Source organism: Alteromonas sp. MB-3u-76 (assembly GCF_002831605.1).
Lineage (GTDB): Bacteria > Pseudomonadota > Gammaproteobacteria > Enterobacterales > Alteromonadaceae > Alteromonas > Alteromonas hispanica.
On record NZ_CP025115.1, the window covers coordinates 4,055,254 to 4,074,022 of the forward strand.

The window sequence follows — 18,769 nt, forward strand, 5'->3', positions numbered from 1 at the left end:
TGTTATTTTTACTTGTGATATGGCTTACTTAACTCGTGTACGGCATTAACGAATACACCAGCATTTTCAGGTGGCACATCAAGATGAATACCGTGGCCTAAATTGAACACATGACCTGAACCTTCGCCGTAGCCTTCTAGGATAGTTGATACCTCTTCTTCAATTCTCTGTGCAGGAGCATAGAGCATTGATGGGTCCATATTACCCTGCAGAGCCACTTTGTCGCCTATTCGAGCTCTGGCTTCTTTAATATCAATTGTCCAATCTAGTCCTACTGCATCACATCCTGTAGCGGCAATTGATTCTAGCCACATACCACCGTTTTTAGTGAATAGTGTCACTGGAACTTTTCTACCTTCGTTTTCTCGCGTTAGGCCATTTACAATACGTTCCATATATTGCAATGAAAACTCTTTGTAGTCTCGTGGCGAAAGCACACCGCCCCAAGTGTCAAAAATCATAACCGACTGTGCGCCTGCTGCAATTTGGGCATTTAAATATGAGGTCACTGAATCTGCTAGTTTAGCCAGTAGTGTGTGCAAAATAGCCGGTTCTGCAAATGCCATTTTCTTGATTTTTGTAAATGCTTTACTCGAGCCACCTTCAACCATATATGTTGCTAGCGTCCAAGGGCTGCCTGAAAACCCAATGAGGGGCACTTCGCCTTTTAGTTCACGGCGAATAGTACGAACCGCATTCATAACATACTGCAACTCGCCTTCAGGATCAGGGATGCCAATTTTGTCGACATCGGCTTTACACGTGATTGGCTTTTTAAAGCGCGGGCCTTCGCCTGTCTCAAAATAGAGCTCTAAGCCCATTGCATCTGGAATAGTAAGGATATCTGAGAATAAAATCGCGGCATCGAGAGGAAAGCGGCGTAAAGGCTGAAGCGTAACTTCACACGCTAGCTCTGCATTTTTACACAGCGACATAAAATCGCCCGCAACAGCACGCGTTGCCTTATATTCAGGTAGGTAACGACCCGCTTGTCGCATCATCCATACTGGTGTTACATCAACCGGCTGTTTTTGCAACGCTCGTAAATAACGATCGTTTTTTAACGCTGGTTTATCGACATTAGGAATATTTTGCGACATGTTACTCACCTGATTTGAGATTAAAATTAAGCGAGTGGATTATATCAGCAATTATCTCTTGGTGTGCTAAAAACCTGAATGTAAACACGTCCTTTCGGCGGAGCAACGAGTGAGTGCGATGAATAGTGTCTGCAAAAATATACACCATAGACAAAAACGTCGAATATAACGAAAGTCTAAATTAACTTGCACTTCATAAAATCGTTTGCTAATACTATATACGTAATCAAAAAGAAGCCCCTTCAAAGGGACCGTGCTAACCATATTAGAACCCTGCCTCGGCAGGGTTTTTTATTTGTCTGCGCTTAATTATTTGTCTTTAATAAGAGACACTGTCTCAGCTATGAGTTGCCCAGCAATAGAAACTGAGGGTGGAATTTTTGGTAATGCATCAACGTCAAACCACTGCGCGTCATCTATCTCATTTTTCTGGCAGCGAATCTCTCCTCCATCATACTCAGCAATAAATCCCACCATGAGCGAATGAGGAAAGGGCCATGGCTGACTGTTAAAATATCTTAGGTTTTTTAGACGAACACCGACTTCTTCAAAAATTTCTCTGTGAGCTGCCTCCTCTAGACTTTCGCCGCTCTCTACAAACCCCGCTAAGGTAGAATACATGTTCGCCTCTTTATGCCTGACTCCTTTGGCAAGCAGAATTTTTTCCCCATTGTGTATCGCAACAATAATACACGGTGATACGCGCGGGTAAGCTCTGTGTTTACAGCGGTGGCACTGCATTGCCATTTCCCAATTTACTCTTTCCATTTCAGCACCGCATTGTCCACAAAATTTGTGGGTACGCATAAAATGGATGTATTGCCAGGCACGCCCTAGCACTGAAAAAGCGATATTTTGCTGAGTAAAAAGCAGCTGTCGTAAAGGAACTCTTTCCCAGCCAGGGTCTTCAAAAAATTCAGACCCTAAATCTACAACATAGACGGGAGCTTCAGTTTCTGCAGACCCGTTAAGAGGCGGCAGTTCGTGTACATCTTCAGCGTAGGAATGTAAGAAAGATAACTCTTCGAAATGCGCATTGGGGAGGGAGGCATCATTGGCGCGAACAACTAACTTTTCACGGCTAACGATAACCCACAATGCTTTACGTTCGTTGATATCTGAGCGAGACAAATTAATCATCATAAGTAAAAGCCTTATTATTTTTTTAACAAGATAACATAAAGCACACGTGAGTTGCTTGAGGTAGAACTTGTTAAACGCCACAAAAGACTTGCGCAATAGCATTGAAACAAATAGACATGAAACAGAGAGACACGCATTGCAGTTTTCGTTGACGCGTGTTGGTGTCACAAAAACACAGTGTTATACTGAAAACATCAAAAATTACTGACGAATCACGCTTTAGATGACAAAAACGTTAAGTTTATTTTTTAACTTTACGATCCCTGCTCTTACCCATTCGTAAAAGCAGTGTGATAAAGACTTAAAGCTTAGTGTTTGTGTTGTCACTCAATTTCACTTAAGGACTGCAGATCCCTTGTGATTTTTAACCCTGCATTTGTAGCGTGTGCACAATAAAAGTAATTTGCTAAGAGTACTCTATAATAATGAAGTTAATAACAGTCGAGTTTACGGTAGCTATTCATGAATAATACGACACTGATCCACAAGGCGCGTGCCTACTGCGAACAGCGCGGGGCGAGATTTACGCCATTAAGAGAAAAAGTGTACGAGATATTACTTTCAAAGCATGGACCCATGGGTGCTTATGAACTCCTCGACTCGCTTAAAGAAACTGAATCAAGCGCTAAACCAGCTACCGTCTATCGCGCTCTCGACTTTCTGTTAGACTTCGGTTTTATTCATAGATTAGAATCTACAAACGCGTTTGTTGCTTGCTATCACTTTGGATGTAATCACCCGGTTCAGTTCTTGATTTGTGACAGCTGTGGTGATGTTGCAGAAATACAGTCTGAAGGTTTAAAAGATACCCTTGATAGTCAAGCTGAAGCTCATGGCTTCCGCGTCTCAAAACAAACCATTGAAGCACATGGACTTTGCGCTGAATGTCAACAAACGGAAGATGTCTCATCTAAGGAGCAAGTTCATGAATGCTGATTTTGTAAACCCATTTATCGGCGGTTTACTCAATGTTATGGAGACAATGGCGCAGACCACGCTTACCCCAGGCAAACCAAAGAAAAAACAAAGCGACGTGGCTAAAGGCGACGTGTCTGGTCTTATTGGTATGGTAGGGCCGAATGTGCGGGGTTCAATGTCAATAACCTTCGACGAATCTCTAGCATTAACTATAATGGAGCGTATGGTAGGTGAGCGTCCTGAGAAACTGGATGCAGAAGTGGGCGACATGGTTGGTGAAGTGACCAACATGATTTGTGGCAATGCAAAACGAGACTTAGCAGAACGAGGCTACGAGTTTGGCATGGCGACTCCTATTGTTGTTTCTGGTCACCAACACACTATCAGCCATCAGGTAGATGGCGCAAAAATCATATTACCTTTTATGTGCGATCAGGGCATGGCTCATTTGGAAATCTGTTTTGACAAATAGTGTATGGCAGTCTGAAAAAATTACACTGCCTGAGTATCAAAGAGGGTTCCACCTCATCACCGATCGCATAGTAGAAGCAATTCCCTCTATCAGCAGAGTAGAAGTAGGATTGCTTCACCTCTGGCTACAGCATACAAGCGCAAGTCTTACCGTTAATGAAAATGCCGACCCAACAGTTCGACAAGACATGGAGGCATTTCTAAATCATACGGTAAAAGAAGACATTCGCTACTTTCAACACACTTATGAGGGCAGTGACGATATGCCCGCACATCTAAAATCGAGCCTATTAGGCTGTCAAATTACTGTTCCCATTCAGCAAGGAAAACTTGCACTTGGCACGTGGCAGGGTATCATGCTCGGTGAACACCGCTACAACGGTGGAAGACGCACTATTATTGCCACACTACAAGGGACAGTCGCATAGCCCACACAATAAATGGCATGCTTTGTGCATAGCTTAAAGAATCAAGCTCTTGAGCACAAAAAACATATTATCAAATTGATAATCACTCAACGTAAAACAGGATGTGACTATGAAACACAACTTAAAACTAGCAGCGCTATCTCTTGCTGTAATGGCTTCGACGAATGCGTTTGCACAAGAATCTTCTGAACCAGATTACAAACACTGGATTGGTCTTTCTGGCATGTACTACAACGCCGACGAATCACGCCCACTTTCCCTAACTAAAAACGGTGCCTATGACGAAGGCCAAGGCCTATCAGTTGAATACGGATTTCGCTTCACACAAAGCTGGGCAGCGCGTATTGAAATAACTGACTTAAACCTAGACAGCGCGGCGGGCAATTCTGCTGGCGATGCAGACGGTGAAATGGTTGGCGTAGATGCTATGTACTTCATGCCTGATGACGCATGGTTCCTTTTCGGTGGTGTTAAGCGCCAGTCAGTAGGCGTTTCAACAACGCAAGGCAACATTGGTATTGGTAAACATTGGGATCTTGATGGGTCAGTGAGACTTATTACTGAAGTAGCTGCTTACCATGACTTCGGTGAAGACTATAACGATTACAGCTTTAAATTAGGCCTTGCAGTACCGTTCGGTAAAAGCACGCCAAAAGCACCTGTGGATAGCGACAACGATGGCGTAGTAGATGGCAAGGACCAATGTCCAATGACACCTTCAGGCGTACGTGTAGACGCAACTGGTTGTAGTGTTGATAACGACAATGACGGCGTTATGAACAGCGTTGACCAATGTCCTAACACACCTGCTGGCACACAAGTAGACGCAATGGGTTGTGCAATCAAAGACGCTGACAACGATGGCGTTGTAGATAGCAAAGACATGTGTCCAGATACAGAAGCTGGTGTAAAAGTTGATGCTAAAGGCTGTACTGTATTCGACCAAGAAACAGTAAAAATTACACTGCGCGTTCTTTTCGATAACGAAAGTGCCGTTGTGAAAATGCCAAAGGATCCTGAAATTTCAGAATTCGCAGAATTCATGAAGCAGTATCCTTCTACAACTGCAGTAATTGAAGGTCACACCTCTGCACCGGGTACTGAGTCTTATAATATGGACTTATCTGAGCGTCGTGCAGCTAACTTCAAAGAAGTAATGGTTGATATGTACGGTATCGATGCAACGCGTCTAGATACTGTAGGTTACGGTGAAACACAATTGCTAGATACAGCTAGCAATGCTGAAGCACATCGTGTTAACCGTCGCATTTCAGTGACAGTTAAAGACACAGTTAAAGTACCTGAAGAGAAATAATCTTCTGATTTAACGATTAAAAAAGGCGCCGATGGCGCCTTTTTTGTGTCTTTGTATCTGTGTAGCCCGTTCTAACTGACGTTCTCCCATGGTCATTTAGCACTGCTGGCTGATGTCACATATTTTTACACACGCCTTATCAATCACTCGTTAACGCGGGCTGATTTAACTCAATTAGTGAAAAGAACGCTAATATTCATCGGCCATCGCAGGACCTGCGTAGTTGTCGAACCGTGAAAATTGTCCTTGGAAGGTTAATCTTGACGTACCTATAGGGCCGTTACGTTGCTTACCGATAATAATCTCTGCAATCCCCTTATCTTCGCTATTTTCGTGATATACCTCATCGCGATAAATAAACATGATTAAGTCGGCATCCTGCTCGATAGAGCCAGATTCACGGAGGTCGGAGTTAACCGGTCTCTTGTCTGCACGTTGCTCTAGCGTTCGGTTAAGCTGAGACAGTGCTACCACTGGCACCTCCAGCTCTTTTGCTAAGGCTTTAAGTGAGCGAGATATTTCCGCTATTTCAAGTGTTCGGTTTTCGCTTAACGAAGGTACGCGCATGAGCTGAAGGTAATCGATCATTATCAGGCTAATCCCACCTCGCTCTCTAGCTAATTTCCGGGCTCTACTGCGAACATCCATAGGCGTTAAACCAGAAGAGTCATCTACAAACAGCCTGTCCTTATCTTTAAGCATAGCCATTGTGTTAGAAATCCTCGCCCAATCTTCATCATCTAATTGCGCGGTTCTAATCTTTGTTTGATCAACCCGGCTTAGTGATGCAAGCATACGCATCATAATTTGCTCAGAAGGCATTTCTAAACTAAATACTAATACCGGCTTTTCCTCTGCCATCATGGCATTTTCTACCAAGTTCATCGCAAAGGTTGTTTTTCCCATTGATGGCCTTGCCGCAACAATAATGAGATCGGAAGGTTGTAATCCACTGGTTTTTTTATCTAAGTCGGTAAAACCTGTGGTAACACCAGTCACTTCTTTATTAGTCTTTACTAGCTCTTCAAGTCGGTCTATAGTTTTTCCAAGCACCGACCCTACGTCACGGGGCCCCTCGTTTTCTCCGGTTCTGCGCTCTGCTATTTCAAACACCCGACTTTCAGCCAAATCGAGAATATCAGCGCTGTCACGACCTTCGGGGTTGTAACCGATCTCGGCAATTTCGTGAGCGACACCAATAAGCTCACGAGTAATGGCGCGCTCACTGATAATTTGAGCATAGGAAGCCACGTTTGCGGAACTAGGCGTGTTTTTAGCTAGTTCGCCCAAATAAGCAAACCCACCAGCATCATCAAGCTCATCGTGCTTTTCGAGCTCTTCTGAAACCGTTATTAGATCAATCGGTTGGTTGGTATTAAGTAGGCGAACAATAGCGCGAAAGATAGTTTGGTGAGACCGGTTATAAAAGTCTGTCTCTGTAACAAGTTCAGCAACTTTGTCCCAACTTTCAGGGTCAATAAGCATACTGCCCAAAACAGATTGCTCCGCCTCGATACTGTGAGGTGGAACCTTCAATTTTTCTATATTCTTATCGCCTTGAGGAGGAGAAGCCACTAATCGAACCTATTGCAGAGTATCAAAACCAATTCACTATTATGCGCTTTTCGTACGCTTGCCTCAATACGCTAAATTAGAGATTGGCCACACTAGCACAACTTTTATTCTAAAAAGGGAACCCGCCTCTGCTGCACCATTTGGTTTGCCTAGGTCTCCTTGTATAAAAAAACCTTACTCGGCTAATTTATATCTTTGCTTTTTCAAGGCGGAAGAACATACCTTTTGATGGCGTTACAGCATATGCATCTTGTTGAAGAAGTAATGTGCGGCCTAGGTCAGAGGTATCAGATGAACAGGATAGTGTGATTTCGATAACATCGTCGGATGTAAAACCAATTTGCTGTTGCTCTACGTTATAGCGAAATAAAAAATCGTCTGAATTTAAACGCTCTGATTTGTATACTGGCACATCGCAAGTAGCCTGGTCCAAACGGGCCGATTTAGCCGAATAGGTTACGGAGCTTCCTAAAACGCTATCAGCGCTATCACTTACACTGCTAGCACCTTGGGGATAAGCATCTGTGACAACCCAGGTTCCTTCATACACTGCAGGTTCCTTAATTGCGCATCCTAACGTGAGTGCACAAATGCCAAACGCACCTATAATTAGGCTATGGAATTTCCAAAAGCGTTTAACATGTCCAATAATTTTCACTGTTTTCCCCCTGGGTAGTACTTAGCATGTAGTACTTAGCATTTAGTACTTAACATGCAGTACTTAACACAAAATAAAAAAGCCGCCCGTATCTGAGCAGCTTTGCCGTTCGTCGATTAATAAATATGGATTAAAAACTAATTTTCAACCTAGTAATCGAATTAGTAAAACGCTTACTTATTCATTTTTGATCTAATTCAATGCGACCGTTTACGGTGGAGACATCTACGTTGGCAGCGCCCCCATCTTTTATGAAGCGCAGCGAACTGCTTGGGCCATACTTTGGCTTATTCACTTTGTCATTACTAATACGGTTCTTAATACTACCTCCTGCATGGGCCTCAATATCAAACTGGGCGGATACATCACTTTGGAAAGTCAGCGATATCGAGCCACCTACTGAATTGGCTTTAACCTGTCCATTCGCGTTCAGTGACATGCGAGCTGTGGTTTTTCCATTAACCGTATCAATACTTAATGCATCGACCTCTGCCAAGGTGAGATCTATTCGGCCATTAACAGTTTCTACCGCTACATCAGGGCTTGTGGTGTCAACTTGAAGGTCGCCGTTTACCGAGGTAAATGAGATATCGCTAGTGCCAGAGTGTTGAACATCAATGTCGCCATTCACTGTTTCAACATCTAATTCCCCAATAATATTGCGTAGTTCAATATCGCCATTTACCGACTCTACTTCGACACGACTCCCAACGTCTTGCAACGTTACATCACCGTTAACCACCTCGATATCAACAGCGTTCTGTATTCCATTAACCATAATATCTGCGTTTACTGCTGTGTAATGCAAGTCGCTGTCTTTCGGTACATAAACCGTAAGGTCGTCTCCATCTTTATCGTTGCCATACCATTGTTTTGACTTGCGCTTTACTTCAACGTGAATGACAACCACATCACCTCGTTTCTCAAAAATAAACTCTTCGGTTCGCTCACCTAGCTCTCCAAAAACTCGAACTTGAGATTTATCCCACACTTTTACCTCTGTTCGCCCGTTTACATGCTCTATATCCACTTTAGGCGATGATGAAGTATCAATGGTTTTATCCACCTTTTCACCTGCACTAACGCCTAACGAAACCACAAACAGCATAATCGCCGCGAGCGCATGTGCGACTACAGATGATGGTGAATTAGATTGTCTTATTTTCATGGTATTACCTCTTATTAAATTTGCTGCCATTTTGGCGCGTGCACTCGCTCAACTAGGGCAATTTGTTGTTGAAAAACATGGTGTAGCATCTTTATTAACGCGGTATTGTCAGGGTCTTCTTTCAACGCTTTTTTTATTGCATCTGCGGCTTCATCTAACTCGTTAAGCTGTTGCTGCCAATTTTCTGTTAACGCTGGCGTTTCTTCATAGCTTGCTAACAGAGTTGTTAAGTATTGCTGCTGCTGCGCACTTTGCACTTCAACTAGCGCGTAGTTATCAGGAGACGCTCTTTCTCTTTCATCTATCTCGAATGTAAAGAACCAGAGCACACTGAATACGCCCAGCAAAGCCGCTACACTTCCCCAGCGTCGATAGGTATTCGAGTGCTGCTCGAAAGCGTCCTCATCACTTGTGATACCAAGCTCTATGCCTCGCCATAAATCTCGCTCGGGCTGCTGCTCCTTAGGCATCTGAAGAACTCGCTGCGATAGCGTTTTGTCAGCTTTACTCATCTTTATACCCCATGGCATGTTTTAATAGCCCTTTGGCTCGGTGCAGTTGGGCTTTACTTGAACCTACCGCCATATTCAACATTTTGGCTATTTCTTCATGTCGATAACCTTCCACCGCATGCAAAACAAAGACTAATCTAGCCCGCTCTGGCAGCGCTCTTATGTGTTTCTCTAAGTCTTCGTTATCTGGTTGTTGCGGTGCAACCGGCTCACTGGCCCCACTTAGCTCAATGTTCAGCATGCGTTGAAACCAGCCTCTCTGTTTACGCATATACGAAATGGTGACGTTGGCAGTTACACTGTGTAACCAAGTACTAAATTGACTATTTCCATCGTAATTCGCAATTTTTCTCCACAGCTGAATAAAAACCTCTTGAGCAGCATCTTCGGCCATATTTTTTTCGCCCGTCATGCGATAACACAGTGCATAAACACGGCCTATATGCTGCTGATACAACAGCTTAAAGGCATGTTTATCTCCCGCTTTCACATCAGCAATAAGTGCACTTTCCTTTTTAACGGTAAATACCTCTTTGTTCGGGGAAATAGATTTTAGGGCCTGCTCCATGACACTCTCTTTTTTGTGTACACTGGGTAACGAATCTCGTTAGTGTTATATCCTTAGTCGTAGCCTATAGTAGAAAGGTTTAAAGAGAAGAATAACTTTTTTCAAAAACACGGAGCCGATATGTCAGAATTCAGAGTAGAAGCGTTGTTCGCAGGCCAACCTAAGCCATTAGGTCCTCGTAAATCGCTAAGTAGTATTGTCAAAGAAGCCGTCGCGCAACTTACTGTTCATATCGACAAAACAGAAGAAGATCTGCAAGCTAATCAACGCCTGCATGGTGGCCCTGAAAAAGTATTGCATCAATATAACCCGCTAAATTACCTAACTTTGAGAAAGCACTTTCCAGAGGGCAATTTTGTGCCAGGCAGCATAGGTGAAAACCTCAGTGTAGAGGGTACGGACGACGCCACCGTGTTTATTGGGGATATTTGGCAATTTGGTAATGTACAACTTCAGGTAAGTGCCCCTAGAGCGCCGTGTAATAAAATATCTCAACGTTACGGTATTTCTAATTTAGACAGGTTCGTTGGTGAGAGAGGAATAACTGGGTGGTACTACCGAGTTTTGGAGCCTGGCATAATTTACCCCGGCGATGCCGTAAATTTAGTAGAGCGCTCCAGCAATACGGTGAGTGTACATGAGCTTATGCAATGTGCTCACAAAAAAACAGACAAAACACTAGCAGCTAAGTTGTCGGCACTGCCCATACTTGATGACGAATGGCGCTTAAAGTGCGAAAAAATAGCTGCCGCTTAAGAAGCAAAAAAGCTAGTTAGTGGCTCTTAAAGCGCCACTTCTTCTCCCTCATTGAGGATGTAAAGCGGAATTTTATTGCTCAGCTTCTCGTCCATTTTTAATAGCCTGAATAGGGCTGAATGAGAAGTTTTGTCGCCCATTTGCCAGCTTGCATTGCCATATCCCCATGGGATGACAACTTTACAATCTAGCTCTTTAGCCGCCACTAATGCATCTTCGGGAGTAGTATGAACATTGCGATACCACTTAGGCGAAGACTCACTAAAATATGAAGCAATGGGAAGTAAACAAACATCTATGCTACCAAAACGATCTGCAATATCTTCAAAATGCTTGGAGTACCCCGTATCGCCGGAAAAAAATAGTGTTTTACCCTGATTCTCTAAAACCCAGCCTCCCCACAGCGCCTTGTCGTTATCCTCATATAGATACGGCACTACAATACGACTACTGAAATGGTGAGCAGGAACAAAATGAATAGTGGTATCACCCACTTTTTTGTTTGCATACCAAGCCATTTCCGTAATATCAAAACCGCCTGTTGGAAAGTGCTCAGCAAAACCTAACGGCACCAAATATGAAGGCTTATTACCTATGTGTTTAATGTCTGCTTTATTGAAGTGATCATAATGAATATGGGAGTACATCACCGCATTTGTGCGCTCTATTTCATCTCGTGTCATCGTTGCCGCAGACTGACGAAAAAAGCCTTCTGCTAACTTAAAGCCCCAGTCTACCGGCCAGTCGAACTGATCGAATACAGGGTCAAACAAGAATTGCTGGTTGTTGCTGGTAGACACAACAAAGCTAGCATGACCAAGCCATTTAATTGTAAAGCCACTGTTGATTGATAAGGAAGGGTTGTTACCTTTGTAAAAGCAATCCTGCATTTTTGCTTCGCACTCAACGCGCTCAGTTGGAGGATAGCAGTTAGATTGGCAAGTCACTGGGTAATCGGGAAAATTTTTATAAATGTTGGCAAACCGGTCTTCCTCACCCTCGAATTGCGAGCGCTTTACTACGGTATTAGAGTGCGCAAGAGTTTGGACAGTATTGTCTACTGCGCATGCACATAGTAAGAGCGTAAAGAGTAAAAAGACGTATTTCATTTCGAGCTCAATGGTTTCAATAAAACTGATAGTAAAATATTTGTACTTGAATAGGGAGAAGGAAAAAACAAAAAACGTAAGTAAATGTTTAGACATAAAAATGTATGGTCCGCCTCGTTATTGCAATGATTAATTTCGATAACGGGGTTGGTTATGCGCTAATGTATTCGGAGTCTGTTTAGGCGCTTTCGCAACCCGCTCCACGATGAGATCCGCGCTGGATTATCCTCAAAAAACCGAAAGCTTCTGAGAGCTGTTTTTTATGTCAGGTTTTAATCCAGTGGTTCTACCGTTTTCGTCATCATATTTATCATTGCAAACCCGGTGCTAACGCTTTGCTGTTGAATGCTTTTTTTGTTTTCATCACTGCCCATGCTATTCGGGCCAGTTTGTTGGCCAGGGCAACGGTTACAACATTGAATGGCTTGGTGGCGCGTAAATTTATCAACCACTCGCCATAAATCTTTCCGGTCTTATCCGGCCTGGACATAACCGCCCTGGCGGCATGGATAAACAAGGTTCGGAGTTCTTTGTTACCCCGCTTGCTTATCCCCAGTAATTTGGGTTTACCGCCAGTTGAGTACTGCGCTGGAACTAACCCTAACCATGCAGCCATGTTTCTTCCGTTTTTAAAATCCGTAGCGCTACTGATGTTGGCAATACAAAGGCTGGCGGTCATATCGCCAATACCTGGGATGGTTTTAAGAAGCTGCCCTATCGGGTTTGTATCAACCAGTTGCTTTAGCTTTTTATCTTGTCTCTCAATGTTCCTGTTAAGGAGCAGGTAATATTCGTGCAGCTCCATGAGCTCTTCCATAAGTAACCCTGGCAAGACCTGCCGCTGCTGTGAAAGCCAGTTAAACAGTTGCTTCATTACGCTATGGCCTGTTGGAAGTGCAATGCCAAACTCCAGCAGTAAGGAGCCTATACGGGACATGCAGGCTGTTCTGTCTTTGACATAACCATGCCTTGCTTTATGAATAGCTGAAATGACCTGGGCTTCTTCTGATTTGACGCTGACAAACCGCATTTTCGGTCTTATTGATGCTTCGCATATGGCCTCTGCATCAATAAAATCATTCTTATTGCTTTTAACGAAAGGTTTTACGTATTGTGGCGGGATTAGTTTGACCGTATGCCCCATCAACTCACACTGCCTGCCAAGCCAGTGCGCACCGCCACAAGCTTCGAAGGCAATTGTGCATGGCGTTAATTGATGAAGATAGTGAATGAGTGCCGAGCGGGAAAATTTTTTGCGAATGATTTGATTATCTGAATAGTCGCGGCCTATCACGTGAAAAGATGATTTGCCTAAATCGATTCCAAGAACTTTAATAGTAGACATGATGGTTCGCCTCTTTGATTGCCTAACTCTAAGATTAGCTTAGAGGTGAGGCGGACCATCTAATTAAACCGCTCTAATGAGCGGCTTTTTCAACTAATCGTCAGCGCTTACGCTTCAGCAATAATAATCACTTTAATAGAAGTGATTACGTCAGCGTGAAGCTGTACGTCGATGTCGTACTCACCGGTTTCACGAAGTGTACCAGTAGGTAGTTTAACCTGAGATTTTTGTACTTCAACGCCAGCTGCAGTAATTGCATCAGCGATGTCACGAGTACCAACAGAGCCAAACAACTTGCCTTCTTCACCAGCAGGTGCAGCAATTGTAACTTCAGCCAACTCATTGATTTTCTCAGCACTTGCGTTTGCAGCAGCTAGCTGCTCAGCAATGTTTGCTTCTAGTTCAGCACGACGTGCTTCGAACTTTTCAACGTTGTCTTTAGTTGCAGGAACCGCTTTACCCTGTGGGAAAAGGAAGTTACGCGCATAACCAGACTTTACAGTCACTTGGTCGCCCAAGCCGCCAAGGTTGGCGATTTTATCTAGTAGGATGATGTTCATCTAAGCTACCCCTTAAGTTCGCCAAATTACTTGTGTGAATCAGTGTACGGAAGCAACGCAAGAAAACGTGCGCGCTTTATCGCAGATGACAACTGACGCTGATATTTTGCGCTAGTACCAGTAATACGGCTAGGGACAATTTTACCGCTCTCAGTGATGTAGTTCTTAAGAGTAGCGATATCTTTGTAATCTATTTCGGTCACACCTTCTGCAGTGAAACGGCAGAACTTACGACGTCTGAAAAAACGAGCCATGGGTGATCTCCTTAAGCGTTGTCTTCAGTGGTTTCAGTTTTCTTTTCTGCACGCTCTGTGCGAGGAGCAGAATCGTCACGACGCTCACGACGTGGCTCTTCTTTCATCATTGGAGAAGGCTCAGTCACAGCAGTCTTAGTGCGCATAACCATGTTACGTAGGATCACGTCGTTGAAACGGAAAGCATTTTCCAATTCGTCAACAGCTTCTGCAGATGCTTCAGCATTGATTAGTACGTAGTGGGCTTTGTGCAGCTTTTCGATTGGGTAAGCCAATTGACGACGGCCCCAATCTTCTAAACGATGAATCTGACCACCGTCTTGCTTAAGAATTGTAGTATAACGCTCGATCATACCAGGTACTTGTTCACTCTGATCAGGGTGAACCATAAATACGATTTCGTAATGACGCATTATAGCTCCTTACGGTTGTAGCCTCGACAGTACAGCCAACTGTATGGAGACAAGGAACGAGTTAGGATGGCTGTAAGGGCGCGCATTATACGCATACCGTAGAATTTGCACAAGCATTAATCACCTGTACTGAGCATAATTATGTGCTGCTATGGCGGGCTGACGACTATGCCGGAATGGCGAGGACGAATTCGGTTTGCTTTTTATCTGAATTGACGCTCAGCACTCCTTCGTGAGCAGCTGCTATTTGCGAAGCGATGAAGAGGCCTAACCCTAAACCTCCTGCGTCTTTCTGCTTCTCGTGACGCCAAAACGGCTGGAAAAGACGGGACATAGATTCTTTTGCTATTGGCTCACCGCTATTGGTAACGCGTATAATAAGTTCGTTATCAACTAAGTCAGCATAAACGTGAATAGGCTTGGTTATATCTCCGTGAACAATTGCATTTGTCAATAAGTTAGACAACACCTGGCTTAAGCGGTCTGGGTCACAAAAAACCGAAGTGTTTATATTGATGTGATACTTGATAGCACATTCGCTGTGGGTAAGCTCTAACTCAGACACGGTGTAGCGCAATAGTGCGCCTAAATTATTAGTGTGTTTTTTTTCTAACGGAATGCTGCTACCCATTTTACCGTGTGTAAAATCCATTACATCTGATATAAGTCTAGTCATACGGCTAACGCTGTTATTCATGCGTTTCAATATGGTTTTAGCCGTGTGCTCTTGAGGCAAGTCTGAGAGAAAATCGATCCCCATTTTGATTGATGACAAAGGCGTTCTAATGTCGTGGCCTAATATAGCAATATATTGCTCTCGTAATTTGGCAGCAGATTGCTCATCAAAGAGTTCAGCTTTGGTATCTTCAAGAGACTCGTAAAGGGTGATTTGACGAGATATAAGCGCTGCAAAAGAAGATATCTGTTGAGTGATCGACTCCGTTTTTAACTTCGCCGGCAAAGGGTCTAACCCACAAATTGTGCCGAAGAAATTCCCTTCGGTATCGTATATTGGATAGGAAAAGTAACTCTCAAACCCGTATAAACCGGGGATAGGGCTTTTTTGATATTCCTCGTCGTTAGAGGCGTGCTCTATAACAATGGGCTTTTGGGACATTCTAACCGAATTACAAAACGTGGTTTGAATATCTAACTGGTCACCAGGTTTTAAATTAAATTCAACCCGATCCAGCACAGAACACATTGTCCACTCTTGTTGTGTTACCCGCGCAACACAAATAAATCGTAAACCCGTGATATCTGCCAGCATCTCCATGATATGCGGAATAGCATCTATGGTTTGTATCGCGCTTATGTCTGTTGATGTTGTGGTGCTCATTTAAGTCTTTCCATGCTACGTGCGTCCAAGCTTTTTAAGGTTTTATGGAATAAAAACCTGCTTCACGATGAATGAGCAATCGTCCCATACCTGTATGTTGACACTGAAAAGTGGAAAATAAAAGATATTATCTTAGGGCCTGGTTAAATGTTATACATCCACAGAACAGACAGTAGGTATTGACAGTAATTATTGATATAGCGTGGATGTAACTTGAACCACTTTACAACGCGCTGTTGTAAAATCCACCAAATAACTGTTTATTTATACAGTTAAATGCGGTAAGGTTTTCGGGAACTTACAAAAAGGGGACCTACCATGGCCATTACCACACAGTATGTTGTTACGCACAAAGGGGTAGAAAAATTGGTAACTACCGATAAAAAAGAAGCCGATCAGTACGATAAGATGCTAGATGCAGCGGACAATTTAGCCCAGTATATCCTCGCCAAAGGCATTACTCTTGAAGACAAGGCGGTAGAAGAACTAACAATTCTACTGTCTAAGAATAAAGACAAGGTAAGCAAAATTTTTAAAGGGGCCACTGCAGATAGCGTGCTTGAAGATGAGAGCGCGGAAGTAGTAAAACTTAAGGCCAACGGATAAAGCGCTTCGCTTTCTTGTAATAGAAATATTTGCAACAGCGATTAAATTTCTGACTAACTCTCTTAAACCAGGCGGCGTTTTTACTGTATCACAAGAACTTTATGGCAAGTCTTTGTGCGTAGTCCGTAAATGCTATGAGTGACGCGCCAGAGCATCACGCCGAAAGAACCCGCTACAGAAAAGTGCTGAAGACACAATGATTTTTGCTGTAAAACTATGTAACAACCAACTTATTCGGTAGCATGGTTGCAACAATACATTGTGTCAGCTCGTTACCGTAATAAGGTATCAAAGTACTGAAGCAGCTTATGAAACGCGAGCACTTGAGAGATTAGTTAGGGATTTACGTGGAAGCGATAACAAAAACTGAGAGTTCGTACAAAGTCGCCATTGCTGTTGATGGGGTTAGCTTTTCTTATCGAAAGGGTGGCACGCCCGTTATCGACATTCCCCATTGGCAATTGAATAAAGGCGAACATGTTTTTCTTTCCGGCCCCTCCGGTAGTGGCAAAAGTACCTTCCTCAATCTATTAAGCGGCACTTTAACACCCGACTCAGGCTCTATAAGCCTTCTAGAAAAACCCTTCTCCTCTCTTTCAAACAAACAGCGAGACCGATTTCGCGCCAACCACATCGGGGTGGTTTTTCAGCAATTTAATTTAATTCCCTATCTGTCTGTAAAGCAGAACATAGAGGCTGCAATGTATTTTGCTGGCAACCCGATTAAAAGTAAAAAAGTCGATGAGCGCATTGTTATGTTAATTGAACAATTAGCGCTTTCGCCACAGGTGCTTCACGTTAAAGCTGATGCTTTGAGTGTGGGTCAGCAGCAGCGCATAGCAATTGCCCGCGCCCTAATAAATTCACCTGATGTTCTAATAGTTGATGAGCCTACGTCGGCATTAGATGCGAAGGCAAGAGATAGTTTTATGGCGATATTAAAAAGTGTCGCCAAAGACAGTGCCTTAGTTTTCGTAAGTCATGACCCTTACATGATGAAGTATTTCTCAAACCACCTAGAAATGCGGAATTTTACAACGCCAAATAACGCTGCTTCTGATACAGAGTCTTTGAAGATGTTGGAAGGTGGGCTTTAATGTTAACCACCATCGCCATTGAAAGCTTAAAACGTCGCAAAAGCACGGCATTACTGACATTGGTCAGTATTGTTATTAGCGTGAGTCTTTTACTCTCGGTTGATATCATTCGCACTCAGGTTAAAAGTAGCTTTACCCGAACAGTATCTGGCGTCGATGTTATTGTTGGCGCACCTAATGGACAGCTGAACTTACTGCTCTCTTCAGTATTCAACCTGTCGGCGCCCACTAAAGGAATAAGTAAGAAAAGTGTGCTCTCGCTTCAAGAAGACCCTCGGGTTTCATGGCTGATACCTATCTCTCTTGGCGATACGCATAAAGGTTTTCGTGTTATTGGAACCACAAATGCCTACTTCCAACATTTTAAGTATGGCGATAAACAGCCTTTATCCTTTGCATCTGGAGGCCTTTTTTCCGACGCTGGCTCTACAGTTATAGGTGCAGATATTGCCGAGAGCTTAGGATACTCCGTCGCCGATAACATTGTTATATCCCATGGTTTGGGCAATGTTTCATTTCGTCAGCACGACGCCTACCCATTTACCGTGGTAGGCGTATTGAATAAAACAGGCACCCCTGTTGATAAAGCGGTTTACATTACCCTTAGCGGCTTAGAACAAGCGCATAGCCATAGTGCTTCTTCATCTATTACTAAACCGTTAACCATTAAAAAGCCAACAGTAATTAAAAAGTCATCAGCGTTAGCGAAACCTCATTCTTCAGGTCAGCATGGCGCTGAAGTGCATGAAGCAGAACACAGCGAAGACCATGCTTCAAGGCGGGATGAAAAGGATCATGAGGAGCATCATGAGGAGCATTATGAGAACTATGACATTGATAGCATCCGCACCTCTTCAGTATCGGCGGTAATGTTAGGGCTAGAAAACCGAGTAACGGCTCTGCAACTACAATATCAAATTAATCAGCGTAGCGATGAGCCGTTGCTTGCTATATTGCCAGGAATGGCGCTTGCTGAACTATGGCAAATCATGGGAAATGTAGAGGCATTACTTTTATTGCTATCAACACTCATTGTTGTTTCTTCACTGTTTGGGCTTTCCACTATGCTGCTAGCAACAATGCGAGAGCGTTACCGCGAAATTGCGGTACTTCGCATAATAGGGGCAAGCCCAGCAACATTGTTAATACTGGTGCAGATAGAAGCATTGCTTATCGCACTTGCGGGTTGCTGTATAAGTATATTATTAGTGCTAGGCCTTTTACACGGTATAAAGCCCTGGCTAAGTAGCGAATACGGGGTATTTTTAGGAAGCGTACTAGTCACAAAAAGCAGTGCTATTATCGTACTACTTGTTGTAATAAGCACTTATCTTGTATCTTTTTTCCCCGCGTATGCCGCCTATAGACGGGGGTTACACAGAGATTTAAATGACAGTTAACGAGTGGGCATAGAGCCTACTCGTTAACTTTGCT

General features: G+C 43.5%; 21 protein-coding genes. 8 read left to right on the forward strand and 13 right to left on the reverse strand.

Features of this window, described 5'->3' with window-relative positions; all coding sequences use genetic code 11:
• Positions 1-8: 8 nt before the first annotated feature.
• Positions 9-1,100, reverse strand: a complete 1,092-nt coding sequence (hemE, locus tag CW735_RS18060) for a uroporphyrinogen decarboxylase (RefSeq protein WP_071980865.1) — start codon at positions 1,098-1,100, stop codon at positions 9-11.
• 309 nt (positions 1,101-1,409) lie between these two features.
• Positions 1,410-2,243, reverse strand: coding sequence for an NAD(+) diphosphatase (gene nudC / locus CW735_RS18065; protein WP_083595333.1), 834 nt, complete (start codon positions 2,241-2,243; stop codon positions 1,410-1,412).
• 462 nt (positions 2,244-2,705) lie between these two features.
• Here nudC and CW735_RS18070 point away from each other — a divergent pair, with 462 nt between their 5' ends.
• The 4 genes from CW735_RS18070 (at position 2,706) to CW735_RS18085 (ending at position 5,375) form a co-directional block, all read left to right on the forward strand.
• Positions 2,706-3,179 carry a transcriptional repressor gene (locus CW735_RS18070; RefSeq protein WP_071980866.1) on the forward strand — a complete coding sequence of 158 codons (474 nt, stop codon included), beginning with the start codon at positions 2,706-2,708 and terminating at the stop codon, positions 3,177-3,179.
• Complete coding sequence (locus tag CW735_RS18075; protein ID WP_071980867.1) at positions 3,169-3,633, forward strand: chemotaxis protein CheX; 465 nt, start codon at positions 3,169-3,171, stop codon at positions 3,631-3,633. The genes CW735_RS18070 and CW735_RS18075 overlap by 11 nt, the downstream gene beginning before the upstream one ends.
• Positions 3,623-4,060: a secondary thiamine-phosphate synthase enzyme YjbQ gene (locus CW735_RS18080; protein WP_071980868.1), complete on the forward strand. Its 438-nt coding sequence runs from the start codon at positions 3,623-3,625 to the stop codon at positions 4,058-4,060. Before CW735_RS18075 ends, CW735_RS18080 begins: the two co-directional genes overlap by 11 nt.
• A 109-nt stretch (positions 4,061-4,169) precedes the next feature.
• Positions 4,170-5,375, forward strand: coding sequence for an OmpA family protein (locus CW735_RS18085; RefSeq protein ID WP_071980869.1), 1,206 nt, complete (start codon positions 4,170-4,172; stop codon positions 5,373-5,375).
• Between the two features lie 189 nt (positions 5,376-5,564).
• On the opposite strand, the gene dnaB is transcribed toward CW735_RS18085, so the two are convergent.
• The 5 genes from dnaB to CW735_RS18110 all read right to left on the reverse strand — a co-directional run bounded on the left by dnaB (position 5,565) and on the right by CW735_RS18110 (position 9,856).
• Entirely contained in the window at positions 5,565-6,950 is a 1,386-nt protein-coding gene (gene dnaB, locus CW735_RS18090) for a replicative DNA helicase (protein ID WP_071980870.1), read from the reverse strand.
• Between the two features lie 187 nt (positions 6,951-7,137).
• Positions 7,138-7,608, reverse strand: coding sequence for a hypothetical protein (locus CW735_RS18095; RefSeq protein ID WP_071980871.1), 471 nt, complete (start codon positions 7,606-7,608; stop codon positions 7,138-7,140).
• A gap of 181 nt (positions 7,609-7,789) precedes the next feature.
• Positions 7,790-8,776: a DUF4097 family beta strand repeat-containing protein gene (locus CW735_RS18100; protein ID WP_083595411.1), complete on the reverse strand. Its 987-nt coding sequence runs from the start codon at positions 8,774-8,776 to the stop codon at positions 7,790-7,792.
• A 14-nt stretch (positions 8,777-8,790) separates the two neighbouring features.
• Positions 8,791-9,288: a hypothetical protein gene (locus tag CW735_RS18105; protein ID WP_071980872.1), complete on the reverse strand. Its 498-nt coding sequence runs from the start codon at positions 9,286-9,288 to the stop codon at positions 8,791-8,793.
• Entirely contained in the window at positions 9,281-9,856 is a 576-nt protein-coding gene (locus CW735_RS18110; RefSeq protein WP_071980873.1) for an RNA polymerase sigma factor, read from the reverse strand. Before CW735_RS18110 ends, CW735_RS18105 begins: the two co-directional genes overlap by 8 nt.
• Before the next feature lie 120 nt (positions 9,857-9,976).
• On the opposite strand from CW735_RS18110, the gene CW735_RS18115 reads away from it, so the two are divergent.
• A complete protein-coding gene (locus tag CW735_RS18115; protein WP_100973062.1) occupies positions 9,977-10,612 on the forward strand; it encodes an MOSC domain-containing protein in 636 nt (211 codons plus the stop codon).
• Between the two features lie 26 nt (positions 10,613-10,638).
• Here CW735_RS18115 and CW735_RS18120 read toward each other — a convergent pair whose 3' ends face one another.
• The 6 genes from CW735_RS18120 to CW735_RS18145 form a co-directional block, all read right to left on the reverse strand.
• Positions 10,639-11,721: an MBL fold metallo-hydrolase gene (locus CW735_RS18120; protein ID WP_071981384.1), complete on the reverse strand. Its 1,083-nt coding sequence runs from the start codon at positions 11,719-11,721 to the stop codon at positions 10,639-10,641.
• 310 nt (positions 11,722-12,031) lie between these two features.
• On the reverse strand, positions 12,032-13,066 hold the full coding sequence (locus CW735_RS18125; RefSeq protein WP_100970746.1) for an IS110 family transposase: 1,035 nt from the start codon (positions 13,064-13,066) through the stop codon (positions 12,032-12,034).
• 107 nt (positions 13,067-13,173) lie between these two features.
• Positions 13,174-13,626 carry a 50S ribosomal protein L9 gene (gene rplI, locus CW735_RS18130; protein ID WP_071980875.1) on the reverse strand — a complete coding sequence of 151 codons (453 nt, stop codon included), beginning with the start codon at positions 13,624-13,626 and terminating at the stop codon, positions 13,174-13,176.
• Positions 13,627-13,652: 26 nt separating this feature from the next.
• Complete coding sequence (rpsR, locus tag CW735_RS18135) at positions 13,653-13,880, reverse strand: 30S ribosomal protein S18 (protein WP_012519954.1); 228 nt, start codon at positions 13,878-13,880, stop codon at positions 13,653-13,655.
• 11 nt (positions 13,881-13,891) lie between these two features.
• Positions 13,892-14,293, reverse strand: coding sequence for a 30S ribosomal protein S6 (gene rpsF, locus CW735_RS18140; protein ID WP_071980876.1), 402 nt, complete (start codon positions 14,291-14,293; stop codon positions 13,892-13,894).
• 166 nt (positions 14,294-14,459) lie between these two features.
• Positions 14,460-15,632: a GAF domain-containing sensor histidine kinase gene (locus tag CW735_RS18145; protein ID WP_071980877.1), complete on the reverse strand. Its 1,173-nt coding sequence runs from the start codon at positions 15,630-15,632 to the stop codon at positions 14,460-14,462.
• Positions 15,633-15,950: 318 nt separating this feature from the next.
• Between CW735_RS18145 and CW735_RS18150 the strand changes: the two genes are divergently transcribed.
• The 3 genes from CW735_RS18150 (at position 15,951) to CW735_RS18160 (ending at position 18,735) form a co-directional block, all read left to right on the forward strand.
• Entirely contained in the window at positions 15,951-16,238 is a 288-nt protein-coding gene (locus CW735_RS18150) for a YebG family protein (protein ID WP_071980878.1), read from the forward strand.
• Positions 16,239-16,585: 347 nt separating this feature from the next.
• Entirely contained in the window at positions 16,586-17,335 is a 750-nt protein-coding gene (locus tag CW735_RS18155) for an ABC transporter ATP-binding protein (protein WP_232368321.1), read from the forward strand.
• Positions 17,335-18,735 (forward strand): ABC transporter permease, encoded by a 1,401-nt coding sequence (locus CW735_RS18160; RefSeq protein WP_071980879.1) that lies wholly within the window; start codon positions 17,335-17,337, stop codon positions 18,733-18,735. Before CW735_RS18155 ends, CW735_RS18160 begins: the two co-directional genes overlap by 1 nt.
• Positions 18,736-18,769: the final 34 nt, after the last annotated feature.

What these genes read in the sequence shown, in the direction of transcription:
- hemE (WP_071980865.1), bottom strand. Translation starts at nt 1,100, where the DNA reads ATGTCGCAAAATATTCCTAATGTCGATAAACCAGCGTTAAAAAACGAT.
- nudC (WP_083595333.1), bottom strand. Translation starts at nt 2,243, where the DNA reads ATGATGATTAATTTGTCTCGCTCAGATATCAACGAACGTAAAGCATTG.
- CW735_RS18070 (WP_071980866.1), top strand. Translation starts at nt 2,706, where the DNA reads ATGAATAATACGACACTGATCCACAAGGCGCGTGCCTACTGCGAACAG.
- CW735_RS18075 (WP_071980867.1), top strand. Translation starts at nt 3,169, where the DNA reads ATGAATGCTGATTTTGTAAACCCATTTATCGGCGGTTTACTCAATGTT.
- CW735_RS18085 (WP_071980869.1), top strand. Translation starts at nt 4,170, where the DNA reads ATGAAACACAACTTAAAACTAGCAGCGCTATCTCTTGCTGTAATGGCT.
- CW735_RS18100 (WP_083595411.1), bottom strand. Translation starts at nt 8,776, where the DNA reads ATGAAAATAAGACAATCTAATTCACCATCATCTGTAGTCGCACATGCG.
- CW735_RS18105 (WP_071980872.1), bottom strand. Translation starts at nt 9,288, where the DNA reads ATGAGTAAAGCTGACAAAACGCTATCGCAGCGAGTTCTTCAGATGCCT.
- CW735_RS18110 (WP_071980873.1), bottom strand. Translation starts at nt 9,856, where the DNA reads ATGGAGCAGGCCCTAAAATCTATTTCCCCGAACAAAGAGGTATTTACC.
- CW735_RS18115 (WP_100973062.1), top strand. Translation starts at nt 9,977, where the DNA reads ATGTCAGAATTCAGAGTAGAAGCGTTGTTCGCAGGCCAACCTAAGCCA.
- CW735_RS18120 (WP_071981384.1), bottom strand. Translation starts at nt 11,721, where the DNA reads ATGAAATACGTCTTTTTACTCTTTACGCTCTTACTATGTGCATGCGCA.
- CW735_RS18125 (WP_100970746.1), bottom strand. Translation starts at nt 13,066, where the DNA reads ATGTCTACTATTAAAGTTCTTGGAATCGATTTAGGCAAATCATCTTTT.
- rplI (WP_071980875.1), bottom strand. Translation starts at nt 13,626, where the DNA reads ATGAACATCATCCTACTAGATAAAATCGCCAACCTTGGCGGCTTGGGC.
- rpsR (WP_012519954.1), bottom strand. Translation starts at nt 13,880, where the DNA reads ATGGCTCGTTTTTTCAGACGTCGTAAGTTCTGCCGTTTCACTGCAGAA.
- rpsF (WP_071980876.1), bottom strand. Translation starts at nt 14,293, where the DNA reads ATGCGTCATTACGAAATCGTATTTATGGTTCACCCTGATCAGAGTGAA.
- CW735_RS18145 (WP_071980877.1), bottom strand. Translation starts at nt 15,632, where the DNA reads ATGAGCACCACAACATCAACAGACATAAGCGCGATACAAACCATAGAT.
- CW735_RS18150 (WP_071980878.1), top strand. Translation starts at nt 15,951, where the DNA reads ATGGCCATTACCACACAGTATGTTGTTACGCACAAAGGGGTAGAAAAA.
- CW735_RS18160 (WP_071980879.1), top strand. Translation starts at nt 17,335, where the DNA reads ATGTTAACCACCATCGCCATTGAAAGCTTAAAACGTCGCAAAAGCACG.